At 71.0% G+C, this 15,145-nt stretch carries 15 protein-coding genes; 12 read left to right on the top strand and 3 right to left on the bottom strand.

Translation table 11 applies throughout. From position 1 onward, the window contains the following. Nucleotides 1-315 precede the first annotated feature (315 nt). The 3 genes from Ssi02_RS01895 (at nucleotide 316) to Ssi02_RS01885 (ending at nucleotide 2,881) form a co-directional block, all read left to right on the top strand. The gene (locus Ssi02_RS01895; RefSeq protein WP_204020396.1) at nucleotides 316-861 is read left to right on the top strand and encodes an EF-hand domain-containing protein; all 546 of its coding nucleotides are present in this window, start codon (nucleotides 316-318) and stop codon (nucleotides 859-861) included. A gap of 350 nt (nucleotides 862-1,211) precedes the next feature. After that, complete coding sequence (locus tag Ssi02_RS01890; protein WP_239128522.1) at nucleotides 1,212-2,138, top strand: bifunctional adenosylcobinamide kinase/adenosylcobinamide-phosphate guanylyltransferase; 927 nt, start codon at nucleotides 1,212-1,214, stop codon at nucleotides 2,136-2,138. Then, nucleotides 2,135-2,881 (top strand): adenosylcobinamide-GDP ribazoletransferase, encoded by a 747-nt coding sequence (locus Ssi02_RS01885; RefSeq protein ID WP_204020392.1) that lies wholly within the window; start codon nucleotides 2,135-2,137, stop codon nucleotides 2,879-2,881. Before Ssi02_RS01890 ends, Ssi02_RS01885 begins: the two co-directional genes overlap by 4 nt. On the opposite strand, the gene Ssi02_RS01880 is transcribed toward Ssi02_RS01885, so the two are convergent. The 3 genes from Ssi02_RS01880 to Ssi02_RS01870 are packed head-to-tail and all read right to left on the bottom strand — an operon-like array spanning nucleotide 2,822 to nucleotide 5,163. Next, the gene (locus Ssi02_RS01880) at nucleotides 2,822-3,775 is read right to left on the bottom strand and encodes a CPBP family intramembrane glutamic endopeptidase (RefSeq protein ID WP_239128521.1); all 954 of its coding nucleotides are present in this window, start codon (nucleotides 3,773-3,775) and stop codon (nucleotides 2,822-2,824) included. The two genes, Ssi02_RS01885 and Ssi02_RS01880, sit on opposite strands and share 60 nt — an antisense overlap. Before the next feature lie 34 nt (nucleotides 3,776-3,809). Continuing rightward, entirely contained in the window at nucleotides 3,810-4,790 is a 981-nt protein-coding gene (locus Ssi02_RS01875; RefSeq protein WP_204020390.1) for a hypothetical protein, read from the bottom strand. 25 nt (nucleotides 4,791-4,815) lie between these two features. Beyond that, nucleotides 4,816-5,163: a GntR family transcriptional regulator gene (locus Ssi02_RS01870; RefSeq protein ID WP_204020388.1), complete on the bottom strand. Its 348-nt coding sequence runs from the start codon at nucleotides 5,161-5,163 to the stop codon at nucleotides 4,816-4,818. Between the two features lie 68 nt (nucleotides 5,164-5,231). Here Ssi02_RS01870 and Ssi02_RS01865 point away from each other — a divergent pair, with 68 nt between their 5' ends. The 9 genes from Ssi02_RS01865 to Ssi02_RS01825 form a co-directional block, all read left to right on the top strand. Then, the gene (locus Ssi02_RS01865; RefSeq protein ID WP_204020386.1) at nucleotides 5,232-6,764 is read left to right on the top strand and encodes a leucyl aminopeptidase; all 1,533 of its coding nucleotides are present in this window, start codon (nucleotides 5,232-5,234) and stop codon (nucleotides 6,762-6,764) included. A 106-nt stretch (nucleotides 6,765-6,870) separates the two neighbouring features. After that, nucleotides 6,871-8,250, top strand: a complete 1,380-nt coding sequence (lpdA, locus tag Ssi02_RS01860; protein WP_204020384.1) for a dihydrolipoyl dehydrogenase — start codon at nucleotides 6,871-6,873, stop codon at nucleotides 8,248-8,250. A gap of 28 nt (nucleotides 8,251-8,278) precedes the next feature. Further along, nucleotides 8,279-9,781: a 2-oxoglutarate dehydrogenase, E2 component, dihydrolipoamide succinyltransferase gene (gene sucB / locus Ssi02_RS01855; protein ID WP_204020383.1), complete on the top strand. Its 1,503-nt coding sequence runs from the start codon at nucleotides 8,279-8,281 to the stop codon at nucleotides 9,779-9,781. A gap of 221 nt (nucleotides 9,782-10,002) precedes the next feature. Further along, on the top strand, nucleotides 10,003-10,725 hold the full coding sequence (locus Ssi02_RS01850) for a VOC family protein (RefSeq protein WP_204020380.1): 723 nt from the start codon (nucleotides 10,003-10,005) through the stop codon (nucleotides 10,723-10,725). Between the two features lie 10 nt (nucleotides 10,726-10,735). Beyond that, nucleotides 10,736-11,629, top strand: a complete 894-nt coding sequence (locus Ssi02_RS01845; RefSeq protein WP_204020378.1) for a TIGR01777 family oxidoreductase — start codon at nucleotides 10,736-10,738, stop codon at nucleotides 11,627-11,629. Nucleotides 11,630-11,724: 95 nt separating this feature from the next. Continuing rightward, complete coding sequence (locus Ssi02_RS01840) at nucleotides 11,725-12,459, top strand: Type 1 glutamine amidotransferase-like domain-containing protein (protein ID WP_204020376.1); 735 nt, start codon at nucleotides 11,725-11,727, stop codon at nucleotides 12,457-12,459. A 32-nt stretch (nucleotides 12,460-12,491) separates the two neighbouring features. After that, nucleotides 12,492-13,178 carry a lipoyl(octanoyl) transferase LipB gene (gene lipB / locus Ssi02_RS01835; RefSeq protein ID WP_204020375.1) on the top strand — a complete coding sequence of 229 codons (687 nt, stop codon included), beginning with the start codon at nucleotides 12,492-12,494 and terminating at the stop codon, nucleotides 13,176-13,178. A gap of 63 nt (nucleotides 13,179-13,241) precedes the next feature. Further along, nucleotides 13,242-14,171: a lipoyl synthase gene (lipA, locus tag Ssi02_RS01830; protein WP_204020374.1), complete on the top strand. Its 930-nt coding sequence runs from the start codon at nucleotides 13,242-13,244 to the stop codon at nucleotides 14,169-14,171. A 93-nt stretch (nucleotides 14,172-14,264) separates the two neighbouring features. Then, a partial coding sequence (locus Ssi02_RS01825; RefSeq protein WP_373870073.1) for a glycoside hydrolase family 3 protein occupies nucleotides 14,265-15,145 on the top strand: 881 nt, incomplete at its 3' end.

Raw genomic sequence — 15,145 nt, 5'->3', positions numbered from 1 at the left:
CAGTCCCCCGCCGGCAAACCCCCAAGACGGCACGACGGGTTATGAGATCATTACTCTCCGCAACTCAATTCACCTTCGCCCCCTAGCCTTTCGTAGTCATATAGTTACTCTCAGTCTCGGCACTTCCGGCCAACCTGATCACACCCGCGAAGCCCTCCCCTCATCAGACGGACCCACCATGCCTCGGTCCGCGCACGGCACTCCCCGCACGACGCCGGTACGGCACAACCGTCGCGAACCACGCATCCGGCACGGCAAACGATGCTCCGCCGTACCCCCGAAGGCCCCGCATCTGAGAAAGGACCCCCCGGGATCATGCTGACCGATTTGCAGACACGTAAGTTCAACCGCCTCTTCGACTTCCTGGACGCCGACGGAAACGGCGTCATCGAGGTCGCCGACTACCTGCGTTTCGCCGACCTCTCCGGAGACGACCTCACCGCCCTGCCGGGTTCAACGGCCGGACAGCCGCTGCGGGAGAGCCTCAGCCCCCTTTGGGAGCGGGCCATCGCACCTCTCGACGCAAGCGGCGCGGGGACGGTGGAACGCGACGTGTTCATCAAGGCAATGCAGCAACTGATCACGCAGGCCGATCTCTTCGACGACGTGCTGGTCCCCATCGCCGATCTGTTCTTCACCCTGCTCGACCTCGACGACGACGGCTCGGTGACGCAGCGGGAATACACCCAGGCCATGTCGCTCTTCGGCCTTCCCGTCGCCGACATCGACGCCTTCTTCACCCACGCCGACACCGACGGCGACGGGCGGCTCACCCGCGACGAGTTCCAGGTCCTCGTCCGCGAGTTCTACTTCTCCGACAATCCCACCGACATAGGCAACGTGCTCCTGGGCCCCATCTAAGACCGGGCTGACCGAACCCCGCCCCACCAGAGAAGAACCGCCGGGCGAACATCTTTCGTTCGCCCGGCGGTTCCGACGTCCCCGTTTGTCCGCTCACCCGGCTGTCCTCGGGATACATCGTGAGCCGGTAGGAGAAGAGGTGCCCCCCGTATCCCCCATTGACCCCGCAGCTCCTCTCGACGCGCAGGCCGTTTCACCGTTCACCCCGCGGCTCCTTGAGTCCCGGGGTGCGACAGTGCCTGCTGCCGGGGGCCGCGTAGGCTTGCTCACCGATGAAGGTCGTGATCAATGGGTCGGCGGGTGGGGCGGGCTGGCCGGAGTCCGGGTGTTTGTGTGCCTCATGTGCGCGGGTGGCGCACCTTGTGCATCGGCCCCTTGAGATCGTGGTTGACGAGCTTCTCCGGCTGCCGGGCGAAGGGGCTCCGCCGGGATTCGAAACGGTGGAGACAAGCGAGGGGCTGAGTGTCACGGGGCAGGACGGGGCGCGGCTGCTTCTCGCGGGCCCCGGGCCGTACGGCACAAGCACGCCTTACGACGTGGTGATTCTTGACGTGCTCGACCGGCCGGAGCGGCTGGGGGAGCTGCGGAGGTCCGGGCTTGTGGGACCGGGCACGCATGTGGTGGCGGCGGGGTTCGACCACCGGGTGCCCTCACCGGGGGAGCTCGCGCGGCGGGCGAAGCTGTGGGGGGTGCGGGTCGCGGCCGATGGAATGGTGATCGACTCGTCCCTCCCCGCCCCCCAGGCCGAGCCGCAGCCGAGGCGGACGCTGCTCTTAGGGGGGTCGCGGTCGGGCAAGTCGGCGGAGGCGGAGCTGCGGCTGGCCGGTGAGCCATACGTTACTTATGTGGCGACGGGCCCCTCGGGAGGGGACGATCCTGAGTGGCGGCGGCGGGTGGCCGAGCACCGGGGCCGGCGGCCGGGGCACTGGGAGACGGTGGAGAGCACCGATCTTGTGCCGCTGCTGCGGCAGGCGGAGGGAGCCCTCATGATCGACGGGCTGGGCACGTGGGTGGCGGCGGTGTTCGACGAGTGCGGGGCCTGGGAGGGCTCCACGGCGGGTGTGGCTGAGCGCTGCGCGGAGCTCGTGCGGGCGTGGCGGGGCGCGCGGGCGCGGGTGGTGGCGGTGTCGGACGAGGTGGGGTCCGGTGTGGTGCCGGCGACGTCGAGCGGGCGGCGGTTCCGCGACGCGCTGGGGCGGCTGAACCAGGCGATCGCCGCCGAATCCGACGAGGTGGCGCTGGTGGTGGCCGGGCGCCTGACGCCCCTGCCGGTATGAACTATATGAATGCGTTGCGGCTGGCGTTCGGGTTGCTGAGTGTGGCCCCCGTACGGTTCCCCGAGGTGACCCGGACCTCGGCGGGTCAGGCGATGGCGCTGGCCCCGGTGGTGGGTGTGGCGCTGGGGGGCGCGGCGGCGCTGCTGATGTGGGCGGCGGAACTGAGCAGCGGGGGTTTTCTGCCCGCCGCGCTCGCGGTGGCGGTGGTGGCGCTGCTCACGCGCGGGTTGCATCTCGACGGGCTGGCCGATCTGGCCGACGGGCTGGGGAGCGGCAAACCCGCCGATGCCGCCCTAAATATCATGAAAAAATCGGACATCGGGCCGTTCGGTGTGGTCACGCTGGTGCTGACGTTGCTCGTCCAGGTGGGCGCCGCCGTCGAGGCCGGGCCATACTCGCTCCTGGTGGCGGTGGTGACCGGCCGGCTGGCGCTCACGTGGGCGTGCGGGCGGGGGGTGCCGCCCGCACGGCCGGACGGGCTGGGGGCGATGGTGGCGGGCACGGTCCCCCGCGCCGCCCAGGTGGCCGCGACGGCGCTCGCGATGGCGGGGGCCGTGCTCGTGTCGCTCGCCGGGGGCGTCTCCCCCGTCCTGTTCCCGGCGGCGGTGGCGGCCGGGCTGCTGGCGGCGTGGGGCCTGCGGCGCCGCGCCGTGCGCAGGCTCGGCGGGATCACCGGCGACGTGCTAGGCGCCCTGGTGGAGACGGCCACGGTCGCCGCCCTGCTGGTCGCCGCCCTGCTGTGAGGTGACGGGCCACACCCGCATGACGAGGAGGGTGAGACCGGCGAGTACGGCCCAGCCGACGAAGCCGATGATCCCGGCGACGGTGAGGTTGGGCGGGTCGGCGGTGGAGCCGAGGATCAGCGGCATGGCCGCGGCCGCGTTGAAGGCGCCGTGGCCGACGACGGCGGGCCAGACGCTGCCGGTGCGGAGCCTGGTCCAGCCCAGCAGGGAGCCGTAGATCACGCAGAAGCCGACGAAGACGAGCGCCGCCCAGGGCCCGAGCTCGGGATAGTTGTAGCCGCGCAGGGTGAGCGGCGCGTGCCAGAGCCCCCAGATGATCCCGGAGACGAGGAACGCCCCCCACACGCCGCGCCCGCCGCGCAGGAGCCGGGGCAGGAGCCACCCGCGCCACCCCCATTCCTCACCGAAGGCCGCGACGGAGTTGATGAGCGGCGCGATGGTGAACGCCGTGGCGATCTGGGCGATGACGAGGACCTGCGGATCGGGGGCCGGTCCGCCCTGAAGCGGAGCCTGGGCGAGCCCGGCGCGGAACAGGCTGAAGTTCTCAAGGTCGAGGGTGAGCAGCCCGAGGGCGGCGCTGAGCGCGGCGACGAGCAGGATGATCAGCGGTGTGCCCAGCCACATCAGGGCGACCATGGCGACGGTGCCGCGCCTGCTCGTGCCGAAGGTGAGGCCGGTCTCGCGGGCGAGGGCGCGGAAGCCGGTGGTGCGGCGATTGCGCATCCAGACGGCGATCACACCGAACGCGGGGGTGAACATCATGGCCACGCTGGTGACCGTCACGACGGGGGTGCCGAGCCGGGCTCCGCCGATCCAGACGGGAAGCATGATCAGCCAGGACAGGCCGAAGGCCACGGCGAGGAAGACGGTCAGGTCGGATCTTCCGTACGTCAAAGGTGTCTCCAAACGGAGGTCGGAAGCCGGGGGATCAGGCGACGTGGTGGGAGCGCTCCGCCGCGAGGGCGTTCAGGAGCGACGCGCCGCGGGCGGCGTCGTCGACGCTGACGGCGACGCGCTTGCCGGAGGTCTCGGCGACGACCAGGCACTCTCCGCCCCGGAGCATGAGAGTCGTATTACCGGGCAGGCCGCGCCAGCCCCATCCGCCGACCTGAGCCGGGGTGCGCTGCTCCGTCCAGGCGGATTCGATGCGGTCGAGCGGGATGTGCTTCCCCGGCCATCCGAAGGGGCCGAAACCGATCGCCAGGCCGTGCTCGCCGATGCGCACCCTGACGGTGCCGGTGAAAGCGCCGGCCACGGCGATCAGGAGGAGGCCGGGCATGATCCAGAGCGCATCGGCGGGAAGCAGGCCGACGAGCATGGTCGCGCCGGCGACGACGACGACCGCCACACCGATCACCGACGAGATGATCATGCTGAGACTCACGACGCGGCCGACCCACACGGTGCGCCGCCCGGGGTGCAACCGGACGGTGGGCAGGTCCGCGGGGGCGGGGTTCGGCTGGTCGGGCGCGCCCCTGCCGAGGAAGCCGGCGAGCGCGGCGCCGCCGAAGGCCACGGCGAGGACCAGCGCGATGTCCCACCCGGGCGAGCCGGCGAGGCGCGCCTCGGGAGCGTCCAGGTTGGCGTAGACGATGGAGCACGTCATGGAGACGGTGAGCAGGCCCCAGCCGACGAGGGAGGCCCACCAGCCGCTCCGCCCGGCGCGGGTGCGCGGCTGGGCGAACAGCATGACGCCGACGAGGACCGCCCACGGCAGGAGCCAGAACAGCAGGGTGAACACCGTCATCCCGGTGGCGGACGTGGTGCCGTCGATCCCGCTTGAGCCCCAGTGCGTGGCGAGAGGGTCGGGGAGGCGGTCGCTGAGGGCCGCCGGGACGGCCAGGATGGCCGCGGCCACAAGGGCGCCCCATGGGACGGCGACGGCAAGTGCGCGGGTTCTGTCGGTCATTGTGCCTCCCTGCGGCATGGCGGGGTCATGGGAGCCCCCTGAGAATCTCGATCACGTCGTCTTTGCTGTAGCCGTAGCGTCCGGCTTCCTCCACTAACTCGCGGGCCAGGGATTCCAGGGCGGATTTGGGGTCGGGGAGCCGCTGCACGCTGACCCCGCGCCCGCGCCGGAACTCAAGCAGTCCCTCGTCGCGCAGCTCGCGCAGAGCGCGCAGCACCGTGTTGGCGTTGATGCCGAGGGCGTCGGCCAGGTCCCGGGCGGGCGGCAGGCGGTCTCCGGGGACATAGGTGCCCTGGGTGATCGCGCGGCGGATCGCCGCGGCCACCTGGTCGTGGATGGGGCGCGGGTCGCTGAGGTCCAGTGAGAGCAGCATGGTGCTATTGACAGTAGCACTATTTCGTTTATGACGCCATTACCGATTGGTAGGATGAACCCTCGTTTATGACTACACATGAACCAGGGCTAGCATCGGGCTGTGTGACCACTGTGCGGCTGAACACAACTGACCCCACCACGATCGACACAGGCGCGCTCGTGATCGGTGTCCACGCCGGTCCGGACGGCATTCGCCCCGCTGCGGGCGCCGAGTCGGTCGACCAGGCGTTCGACGGCAAACTTTCCGCCACCCTGACCGCGATGGGGCTGAAGGGCGTCCCCGGCGAGGTCGCGAAGATCCCGACTTTCGGCGCGATCACCGCGCCGCTGCTCGTCACCGTCGGTCTCGGCGACGTCTCGGAAGGCGACCCCGGCACCGACGCGGGCCTGGAGGCCCTGCGGCGCGCCGCAGGTGAGGCCACCCGCGCCCTCGCGGGCGTCGAGAGCGCGGCGCTCGCGCTTCCGGCCGCCACCGCGGCACAGGTGGGGGCCGTAGCGCTTGGCGGCGCCCTCGGGGCATACGGTTTCCACCGCTACCTGACGAACGGGCAGCGGAAGGAGCCGGTCGGTGAGATCACGGTGCTCACCTCCGCCGAAGGTGCCGGCGAGGCGCTTGAGGCCGCACAGACGCTGGCGGGCGGCGTGACGCTCACCCGCGACCTGGTCAACACTCCCCCGTCGGACCTGTGGCCGGCCCGCTTCGCCGAGATCGCCGAGGAATACGGCGCTCGCAGCGGCTTCACGGCCGAGGTGCTGGACGAGCACGCCCTGCGTGAAGGCGGCTACGGCGGCATCGTCGGCGTCGGCCAGGGATCGACGAACCCGCCGCGCCTGGTCCGGCTGGCCTACTCCCCGGCCGGCGCGAGCAAGACGGTCGCGTTCGTCGGCAAGGGCATCACCTTCGACTCCGGCGGCCTGTCGCTCAAGCCCTCGGCCTCCATGGACTGGATGAAGTCCGACATGGCGGGCGCGGCCGCGGTGCTCGGCGCGATGGTCTCCATCGCCGGGCTGGGGCTCCCCGTCAACGTGGTCGGCTACCTCTGCCTGGCGGAGAACATGCCGAGCGGCACCGCGCAGCGGCCCTCCGACGTGCTCAAGACGTTCAGCGGCAAGACGGTCGAGGTGCTCGACACCGACGCCGAGGGCCGCCTCGTGCTCGTCGACGGCATCGCCAGGGCCGCGCAGGACCAGCCGGACCTCATCGTCGACGTGGCGACCCTGACCGGCGCGCAGATCGTCGCGCTCGGCTGGCGCGTCGCCGGCGTGATGAGCAACGACGACGCCGTCCGCGACGAGGTCGTGGCGACCGCGTCCAGCGTGGGCGAGGCCACCTGGGGCATGCCCCTGCCCGAGGAACTGCGCAAGGGGCTCGACTCGGCGGTGGCCGACATCGCCAACGTCCACCCCGAGCGCATGGGCGGCATGCTGACCGCGGCACTCTTCCTGCGGGAATTCGTGCCGGACGGCATACGTTGGGCACACGTCGACATGGCGGGGCCGAGCTTCAACAAGGGCGAACCGTACGGCTACACCCCGAAGGGCGGCACGGGGGCCATCACCCGCACGCTCGTGGAGCTGGCCGGACGCTACGCGGAGTGACACGCGCGAGCGGGTCACCTACGGCGTGGACAAGTGAAAAGATGCTATTGCCGGGGGCGGGTTCAGCGCCCGTCGCCGGCGGATCGATCTGACAAGGAGCAATCCTGTGGCTGAAGGCAGCGGCCCCTACGACATCGTGATCCTCGGGGGCGGTAGCGGCGGCTATGCGTGCGCGTTGCGCGCGGCTGAACTGGGCAAGTCGGTCCTGCTGATCGAGAAGGACAAGATCGGCGGCACCTGTCTGCACAGAGGGTGCATCCCCACGAAGACCTTCCTGCACGCCGCCGAGGTGGCCGACGAGACCCGCGAGGCCTCGAAGATCGGCGTCAAGGCGCGCTTCGAGGGCATCGACGTGCCCGGCGTGCTCGCCTTCCGGGACAAGATCGTCAACCGTGCCTGGAAGGGCGTCCAGGGCCTGCTCAAGGGCGCGGGCGTCACGGTCGTCGAGGGTGAGGGACGCCTGGCGGGCCCGAGCCGCGTCGCCGTCGGCGGCACGGTCTACGAGGGCCGCAACGTCGTGCTGGCCACCGGCTCCGCCCCGAGGTCGCTGCCCGGCCTTGAGATCGACGGCGAGCGGGTCATCACCAGCGAGCACGCGCTCGTGCTCGACCGCGTGCCCACCTCGGTCATCGTGCTCGGCGGCGGCGTGATCGGCGTCGAGTTCGCCAGCGTGTGGCGTTCGTTCGGCGCCGAGGTCACCATCGTCGAGGCGCTGCCGCACCTGCTCCCGCTGGAGGAGGAGTCGAGCTCCAAGCTGCTGGAGCGTGCCTTCCGCCGCCGCGGCATCAAGTCCGAGCTCGGCGCCCGCTTCGAGAGCGTCAAGAGCAACGACACCGGCGTCGTCGTCACCCTGGAGGGCGGCAAGACCCTGGAGGCCGAGCTCCTGCTCGTCGCGGTCGGCCGCGGCGCGGTGACCGCGGGCCTCGGTTACGAGGAGGCCGGCGTCGCCCTTGAGCGCGGCGCGGTCGTCGTCGACGCCCACTGCCGCACCAGCGTGCCCGGCGTCTACGCCATCGGCGACGTCAACCCGACCCTCCAGCTCGCCCACGTGGGCTTCGCCGAGGGCATCCTGGTCGCCGAGCACATCGCGGGGCTCAACCCCGCGCCCATCGACTACGACGGCGTCCCCCGCATCACCTACTCCGACCCCGAGGTTGCCTCCGTCGGCATCACCTCCGAGGTCGCCAGGCAGCGCGGCTACGAGATCGTCGAGATGACATACGACCTCGCGGGCAACCCCAAGAGCCAGATCCTGCAGACGCAGGGAGCCGTGAAGGTCATCGCCCAGAAGGACGGCCCCGTCCTCGGGGTGCACATGGTCGGCCGCCGCATCGGCGAGCTGGTGACCGAGGGTCAGCTCATCTACAACTGGGAGGCTCTGCCCTCCGAGGTGGCCCAGCTCATCCACGCGCACCCGACCCAGTCCGAGGCCGTCGGCGAGGCCATGCTGGCCCTGGCCGGCAAGCCGCTCCACCTGCACACCTAAGCCAAGCCCTCACAGGAGAAGAACCATCATGCCGGTCTCCGTAACGATGCCCCAGCTCGGCGAGAGCGTCACCGAGGGCACGGTCACCCGTTGGCTCAAGAAGGAAGGCGAGCGCGTCGAAGCCGACGAGCCGCTCCTCGAAGTGTCGACCGACAAGGTCGACACCGAGATCCCCTCGCCCTCCGCGGGTGTGATCACCAAGATCGTGGTCGCCGAGGACGAGACGGTCGAGGTCGGGGCCGAGCTCGCGATCATCGACCAGAACGGCTCCGCGGGCGCGAGCGCCCCCGCGCCCGAGGCGGCCCCCGCGCCGGCCCCCGAGGCCGCCGCCCCCGTCTCCTCGATCCCGCAGCCCGCTCCGGCGGCGCCGCCGGCTCCCCCGGCCCCGGCCCCCGCTCCGGCCGCCCCCCCGCAGCCGCAGCAGGCCGCTCCCGCCGCCCCGCCGGCTCCGCCCGCGCCTCCGGCTCCGGCTCCGGCCCCCGCCCCGGCCCCCGCGCCGCAGGCCGCCGCTCCGGCTCCCGCCGCTCCTGCCGCTCCGGTGACGACGGGTGAGAGCCCCTACGTCACCCCGCTCGTGCGCAAGCTCGCCGCCGAGCACGGCGTCGACCTCGACTCGCTCAACGGCACCGGTGTCGGCGGGCGCATCCGCAAGCAGGATGTGATCGAGGCCGCCCGCGTCCAGCGGGAGCGCGCCGCCGCCCAGGCCGCCGCGCCCGCCCCGGCCGCACCCGCCGCGGCGCCTCAGGCCGCCGCCCCGGCGCAGGCCGCGCCGGCCGCCCCCGAGCCGGTGGTGGTCGACACGACCCTGCGCGGGCGCACCGAGAAGATGCCGCGCATCCGGCAGACCATCGCCCGGCGCATGGTCGAGTCGCTGCAGGTCTCGGCGCAGCTCACCACGGTCGTCGAGGTCGACGTGACCAAGATCGCCCGGCTCCGCGACCAGGCCAAGGGCGAGTTCGTGCGGCGTGAGGGCGTGAAGCTCTCGTTCATGCCGTTCTTCGCTCTGGCCGCCATCGAGGCGCTCAAGCAGCACCCCAAGCTCAACGCCGTGATCAACGGTGAGACCAACGAGGTCACCTACCACGACGTCGAGCACCTCGGCATCGCGGTCGACACCGAGCGGGGCCTGCTCGTCCCGGTGATCAAGGACGCCGGCGACCTCAACATCGCCGGTCTCGCCCGCAAGATCGCCGACCTCGCGGAGCGCACCCGCGGCAACCGCATCAGCCCCGACGAGCTCGGCGGCGGCACGTTCACGCTGACCAACACCGGCAGCCGCGGCGCGCTGTTCGACACGCCGATCCTCAACCAGCCGCAGGTCGGCATGCTCGGCACCGGCGCCGTGGTGAAGCGCCCTGTCGTGCTCGACACCGAGGCGGGCGAGGTCATCGCCGTCCGGTCGATGGTCTACCTGGCCCTGACCTACGACCACCGCCTCGTCGACGGCGCGGACGCGGCCCGCTTCCTCACGACGATCAAGCGTCGTCTGGAGGAAGGCCGCTTCGAGAACCAGCTCGGCCTCAACGCCTGAGTCGGCCGGCCGTCAAGGCCAGGCACGTCAAGGATTGAGTAAAACGAAGGACCGGCCCCGGCTGCGGGGCCGGTCTTTCGGCTTTCACCCCGTCCCGGGTGGGTATGCCCTGTCGCAGTGAACCTTTTTCATCCCAGGGTGCGACCTGCGGCGTGGGCCCGCAGCGGGTCGCGGGGTGGGGCTGAAAGGCTTCAGTCACGAGCTGACCGGGGGGAACGGCTATGGCGGGGAGCGATCGGCTACGGCGGGGCGATGTGGGATACGCCGCCCTGTGGACGCGGGACGTCAAACGCGCCGAGGAGTTCTACGGCAGGGCGCTCGAATGGGAGATCATGCCCGGGACCAGCCCCCAGTCGCGGCTGGTGAAGGGCCTCTCCCCCAAGCACGGCCTCTGGGGCGGCCATGAGCGCCCGACCCTCTTCCTCGCCTTCGAGGTTGACGACGTCGCGGCCGTCGCGGAGAAGGTCCGGGCGGCCGGCGGCAAGGCGGAGGATCCCAAGGAGGAGCACTACGGCACGGTCTCGCTCTGCGAGGACGACCAGGGCCTGCCGTTCGCCGTCTATCACGACACCACCGGCGCCGAGCCCGCCGTCACCCCGAAGACCGGCGATCTCGCCTACATCACCATGGAGACACCCGACTCCAAGCGGGCCCGCGCGTTCTTCGGCGCGACGCTCGGCTGGGAGTTCCGCCCGGGCCGCTCGGAGGACGGCTGGGGCGTGACCGTCGGCGGCGCCGACCTGCGTCCGATGACCGGGCTGCGGGGCGGGCGCAAGGCGGCCTGCGTCGTACCGCTGTATGTGGTGGCCGATGTCGAGGCCGCCGTGGCCAAGGTGCGGGAGGCGGGCGGCACGAGCACCGATCCCGAACACCACTCCTACGGCGACAGCGCCGACTGCTCCGACGACCAGGGTTTGCGGTTCTTCCTCGCTCGACTGGGCTAAGAATAGATCTATGACAGTGATCGTGACTGGATCGTCGGGACTGTTGGGATCGGCCCTGGTTCGTTCCCTAAGAGACGACGGCCGGCGAGTCCTGTCCCTGGTACGGCGGGAGCCTGCGGGGCCGGACGAGGCGTCCTGGAACCCCGCCACGGGGGAGCTGGACCCCGCCGTGCTGGAGGGCGCGGAAGCCGTCGTGCACCTGGCGGGGGCCGGCATCGGCGACAAACGCTGGACTCCCGAGCACAAGCGGGAGATCAGGCGCAGCCGGGTCGAGGGCACCCGCACGATCGCGCGGACGCTGGCCGGGCTCTCCGCCAGGCCGCCGGTGTTCGTCTCGGCGTCCGCGGTCGGCTACTACGGCGACACGCGGGACCGGATCGTGGACGAGACGTCCCCGCCGGGCACGGGTTTTCTGGCCGAGGTCGTGCGGGCCTGGGAGGAGGAGACCGTCCCGGCGGAGGAGGCGGGCATCCGCACCGTGCGGCTGCGGACCGGCCTGGTGCTCAGCGGGAAGGGCGGGGCCCTGGCACCGATCCTGCCGATCTTCAAGCTGGGACTGGGTGCCCCGCTGGGGTCGGGGCGGCAATACTGGCCGTGGATCTCCATCGTGGACTGGGTGGGGGCCGTGCGGCACGTGCTCGATCACGGCGACGTGGCGGGGCCGGTCAACCTGACTGCGCCGGAACCGGTCACCAACGCCGAGTTCACCAAGGCGCTGGGCAAGGCGCTCGGCCGGCCGACGCTGCCGCTGCCCGTGCCGGGGTTCGCGCTGCGTCTGGGGCTCGGCGAGTTCGCCGAAGAAGGCGTGCTGATCGGCACCAGGGCGGTGCCTAAGCGACTAATCACCGCGAACTACACCTTCCGTCATACCGACCTTGGCGACGCTCTTGCGGACGTACTCTAGGGTGCCGTTCGTCCGGAGCGCGTGATCCTCCGCGTTTCCTCCCCACCAAGTCCGGACCACCGCGTCCGGACGGGGTCTCACGCTAAGGAGCAGCATTGAGCAGGGTTGGCCAGTCACACATTCTCGCCATCGGCGGTGGTTCGTTCCGCCCCTCCAGCCGGAACGGTTCGATCGAGCCCAGCGCCCTCCTCCGATACGCACTCGACCTCACCGGCCAGGACAGACCCCGTCTCGGCCTGCTGGCGACCGCCACGGGTGACGACGCCGACTGGTTGCTCAAAATGTATGGCGCGTTCCGGGAATGGGACGTCGAGGTGAGCCACCTGGCCCTCTTCCCCATGCCCAACGTGGAGGATCCCCGCGAGTGGGTGCTCTCCCAAGACGCGATCTACGTGTCCGGGGGCAGCGTGGCCAACCTCGCGGCGCTGTGGCGGCTCCACGGGCTCGACGACGTCTTCGAGGAGGCCTGGCGGGCCGGGGTGGTCCTATGCGGCCAGAGCGCCGGGGCGCTCTGCTGGCACGTCGGCGGCAACACCGACTCCTTCGGCCCCACGCTGCGTCCGTGGGCCGAGGGTCTGGGGCTTTTGCCGTTCTCGTGTGGTGTGCATTATGACTCGGATCCGCAGCGGCGGGAGTTGCTCCACCGGTCGGTGGCCGAGGGGGAGCTGCCGGAGGGTTACGCGGCCGACGAAGGGGTCGCGCTGCACTATGTGGGCACGGACTTCATTCAGGCGGTGTCGGCCGACGGCGGCTCGGCCTACCGCATCGAGCGGGACGGCGCGGGCGGGGTCAAGGAGTTCCGGATCGAGCCGAGAAGGCTGACCACCTGAGAAGCGTCGGGCCGGTCAACTAATCTTAAAGCGTGAACAAGCTGGCGGTCGTCCGACTGGGCGTTGATGTCCCTTACGAGCAAGCATGGGCGCTTCAGCGACGCGTTCACGCGTGGCGCGCCGACGACCGGGGGCCTGATGTCGCCCTCCTGCTGGAGCATGCGCCCGTCTATACGGCGGGCAAGCGCACCACGGAGGGCGAACGCCCCACCGACGGCACGCCCGTGGTCGACGTCGACCGGGGAGGCCGCATCACCTGGCACGGCCCGGGGCAACTCGTGGGTTATCCCATCGTCAAACTGAGCGGCGAGATGGACGTCGTCGCCTATGTGCGGTCGCTGGAGGAGGCGCTGATCAACGTGTGCGCCGACTTCGGCATCGCCGCCGGGCGCGTCGAGGGGCGCAGCGGCGTGTGGGTGCCGGGCGACCCCGCGGTGGGGCTGCCCGACCGCAAACTCGGCGCGATCGGCATCCGGGTCTCCCGGGGCACAACGATGCACGGGTTCGCCCTGAACTGCTCAAACGACCCGAGCTGGTTCAACCGCATCGTTCCCTGCGGCATCGACGACGCCGGGGTCTCGTCCCTGTCGGCCGAGACGGGGCGGCGGATCGTGGTCGACGAGGTGCTGCCGTTCGCCGAGAAGCGGGTGGCCGAGGCTCTCGGGTCCGAGCCATACGACTTGCACGAAGAGGATCTCTCGGCGATGCTGCGCGCCTGACCTCCGGCGGCTTGCGGCGGGGGCCGTGCCCCCGACTCGCGGTGCGGGACATAAGCTGTGGTCGTGACCGTAGCTCCAGAAGGCCGTAAGCTCCTCCGCCTGGAGGTGCGCAACAGCCAGACCCCCATCGAGCGCAAGCCGCCGTGGATCAAGACGAAGCTTAGGACCGGTCCCGAATACACCGAGCTGAAGTCGCTCGTGAGGCGGGAGGGTCTCCACACCGTCTGCGAAGAGGCCGGCTGTCCCAATATCTACGAGTGCTGGGAAGACCGTGAGGCGACGTTCCTCATCGGCGGCGACCAGTGCACCCGGCGTTGCGACTTCTGCCAGATCGACACCGGCAAACCCGCGGAATACGACCGGGACGAGCCCCGTCGCGTGGCCGAGTCCGTCCAGCAGATGGGGCTCAAATACGCCACCGTGACGGGGGTGGCCCGTGACGACCTGCCCGACGGCGGCGCTTGGCTCTACGCCGAGACCGCCAGGCAGATTCACGCCACCGTCGAGGGATGCGGCGTCGAGCTCCTCGTGCCCGACTTCAACGGCGACCGGGCCCAGCTCGAAGAGGTGTTCTCCAGCCGGCCCGAGGTGTTCGCGCACAACATCGAGACCGTGCCGCGCATCTTCCGCCGCATCCGCCCCGCCTTCCGCTACGAGCGGTCGCTCCAGGTCATCACCATGGGGCGTGAGGCGGGTCTGGTGACCAAGTCCAACCTGATCCTCGGCATGGGCGAGGAGCGGGAGGAGGTCGTCCAGGCGATGCGCGACCTGCACAACGCAGGGTGCGACCTGCTGACCATCACGCAATACCTGCGGCCGTCGCCGCGCCACCACCCGGTGGACCGCTGGGTCAAGCCGCACGAGTTCGTGGAGCTTCAGCAGGAGGCCGAGGCCATCGGATTCGCCGGTGTGCTGTCCGGGCCGCTTGTGCGCTCGTCATACCGGGCAGGACGTCTTTACAAGCAGGCCGTGGAGGCTCGCCAGAAGGCCTGACGCCGGATTCGTGGGGAGCGCCTCTTGAACCTCGACCACCTCGTCGCCGGACTGGACCTCCCCACGAAGATCCGACTGCTGACGGGCGCCGACATGTGGTCGTTGCCCGCCGTTCCCGAGATCGGGCTGTCGCGGCTCGTCATGAGCGACGGCCCGATCGGCGTACGCGGCGAGCGATGGTCGTCGGGCGACCCTTCGATCGCGCTGCCCTCCCCCACCGCCCTCGCCGCCACCTGGGACGTCGCGCTGGTGCGGCGGGCCGGGCGGCTGCTCGCGCAGGAGGCCGCGCGCAAGGGCGTGCACGTGCTCCTCGCCCCCACGCTCAACCTGCACCGCAGCCCTCTCGGCGGGCGGCATTTCGAGTGTTTCTCCGAGGACCCCTACCTGACCGGTGAGATCGGCGCGGCCTACGTCGAAGGCGTGCAGGAGGGCGGAGTCGCCGCCACCGCCAAACATTTCACCGCCAACGACTCCGAGACCGAGCGTTTCACCGTGGACGTGCGGGTCGGCGAGCGTGCCCTCCGCGAGCTCTACCTCGCCCCGTTCGAGCGGGTGGCACGCGCCGGCGCCTGGGCCGTCATGGCCGCCTACAACCAGGTCAACGGCACCACCATGAGCGAGCACCGCTCACTCCTGCGCGACGTTCTGAAGGGCGAGTGGGGCTTCGACGGCGTCGTCGTGTCCGACTGGACCGGCGCCCGCACGACCGAGGCCACCGCACTCGGCGGCCTCGACATCGCGATGCCCGGCCCGCGGGGGCCTTGGGGCGAGCGGCTGGAGACGGCGGTCCGCGAGGGACGCGTGCCGGAGAAGGTGATCGACGAACAGGTGCGCCGCGTCCTGCTCCTCGCCACACGCACCGGCGCCCTGGAGCCCCCGGGCCACCGCGGCCCCCCGGCCTCCGGCCACGTGGAGCCTGGCTCCGCCGTACCCGGCTTGGGTGAGCCCGGCCCTGCGGCACACCACCTCGGGGA

This window comes from Sinosporangium siamense, from assembly GCF_016863435.1.
Lineage (GTDB): Bacteria > Actinomycetota > Actinomycetes > Streptosporangiales > Streptosporangiaceae > Sinosporangium > Sinosporangium siamense.
This window is presented reverse-complemented; position numbering and strand designations above follow the sequence as displayed.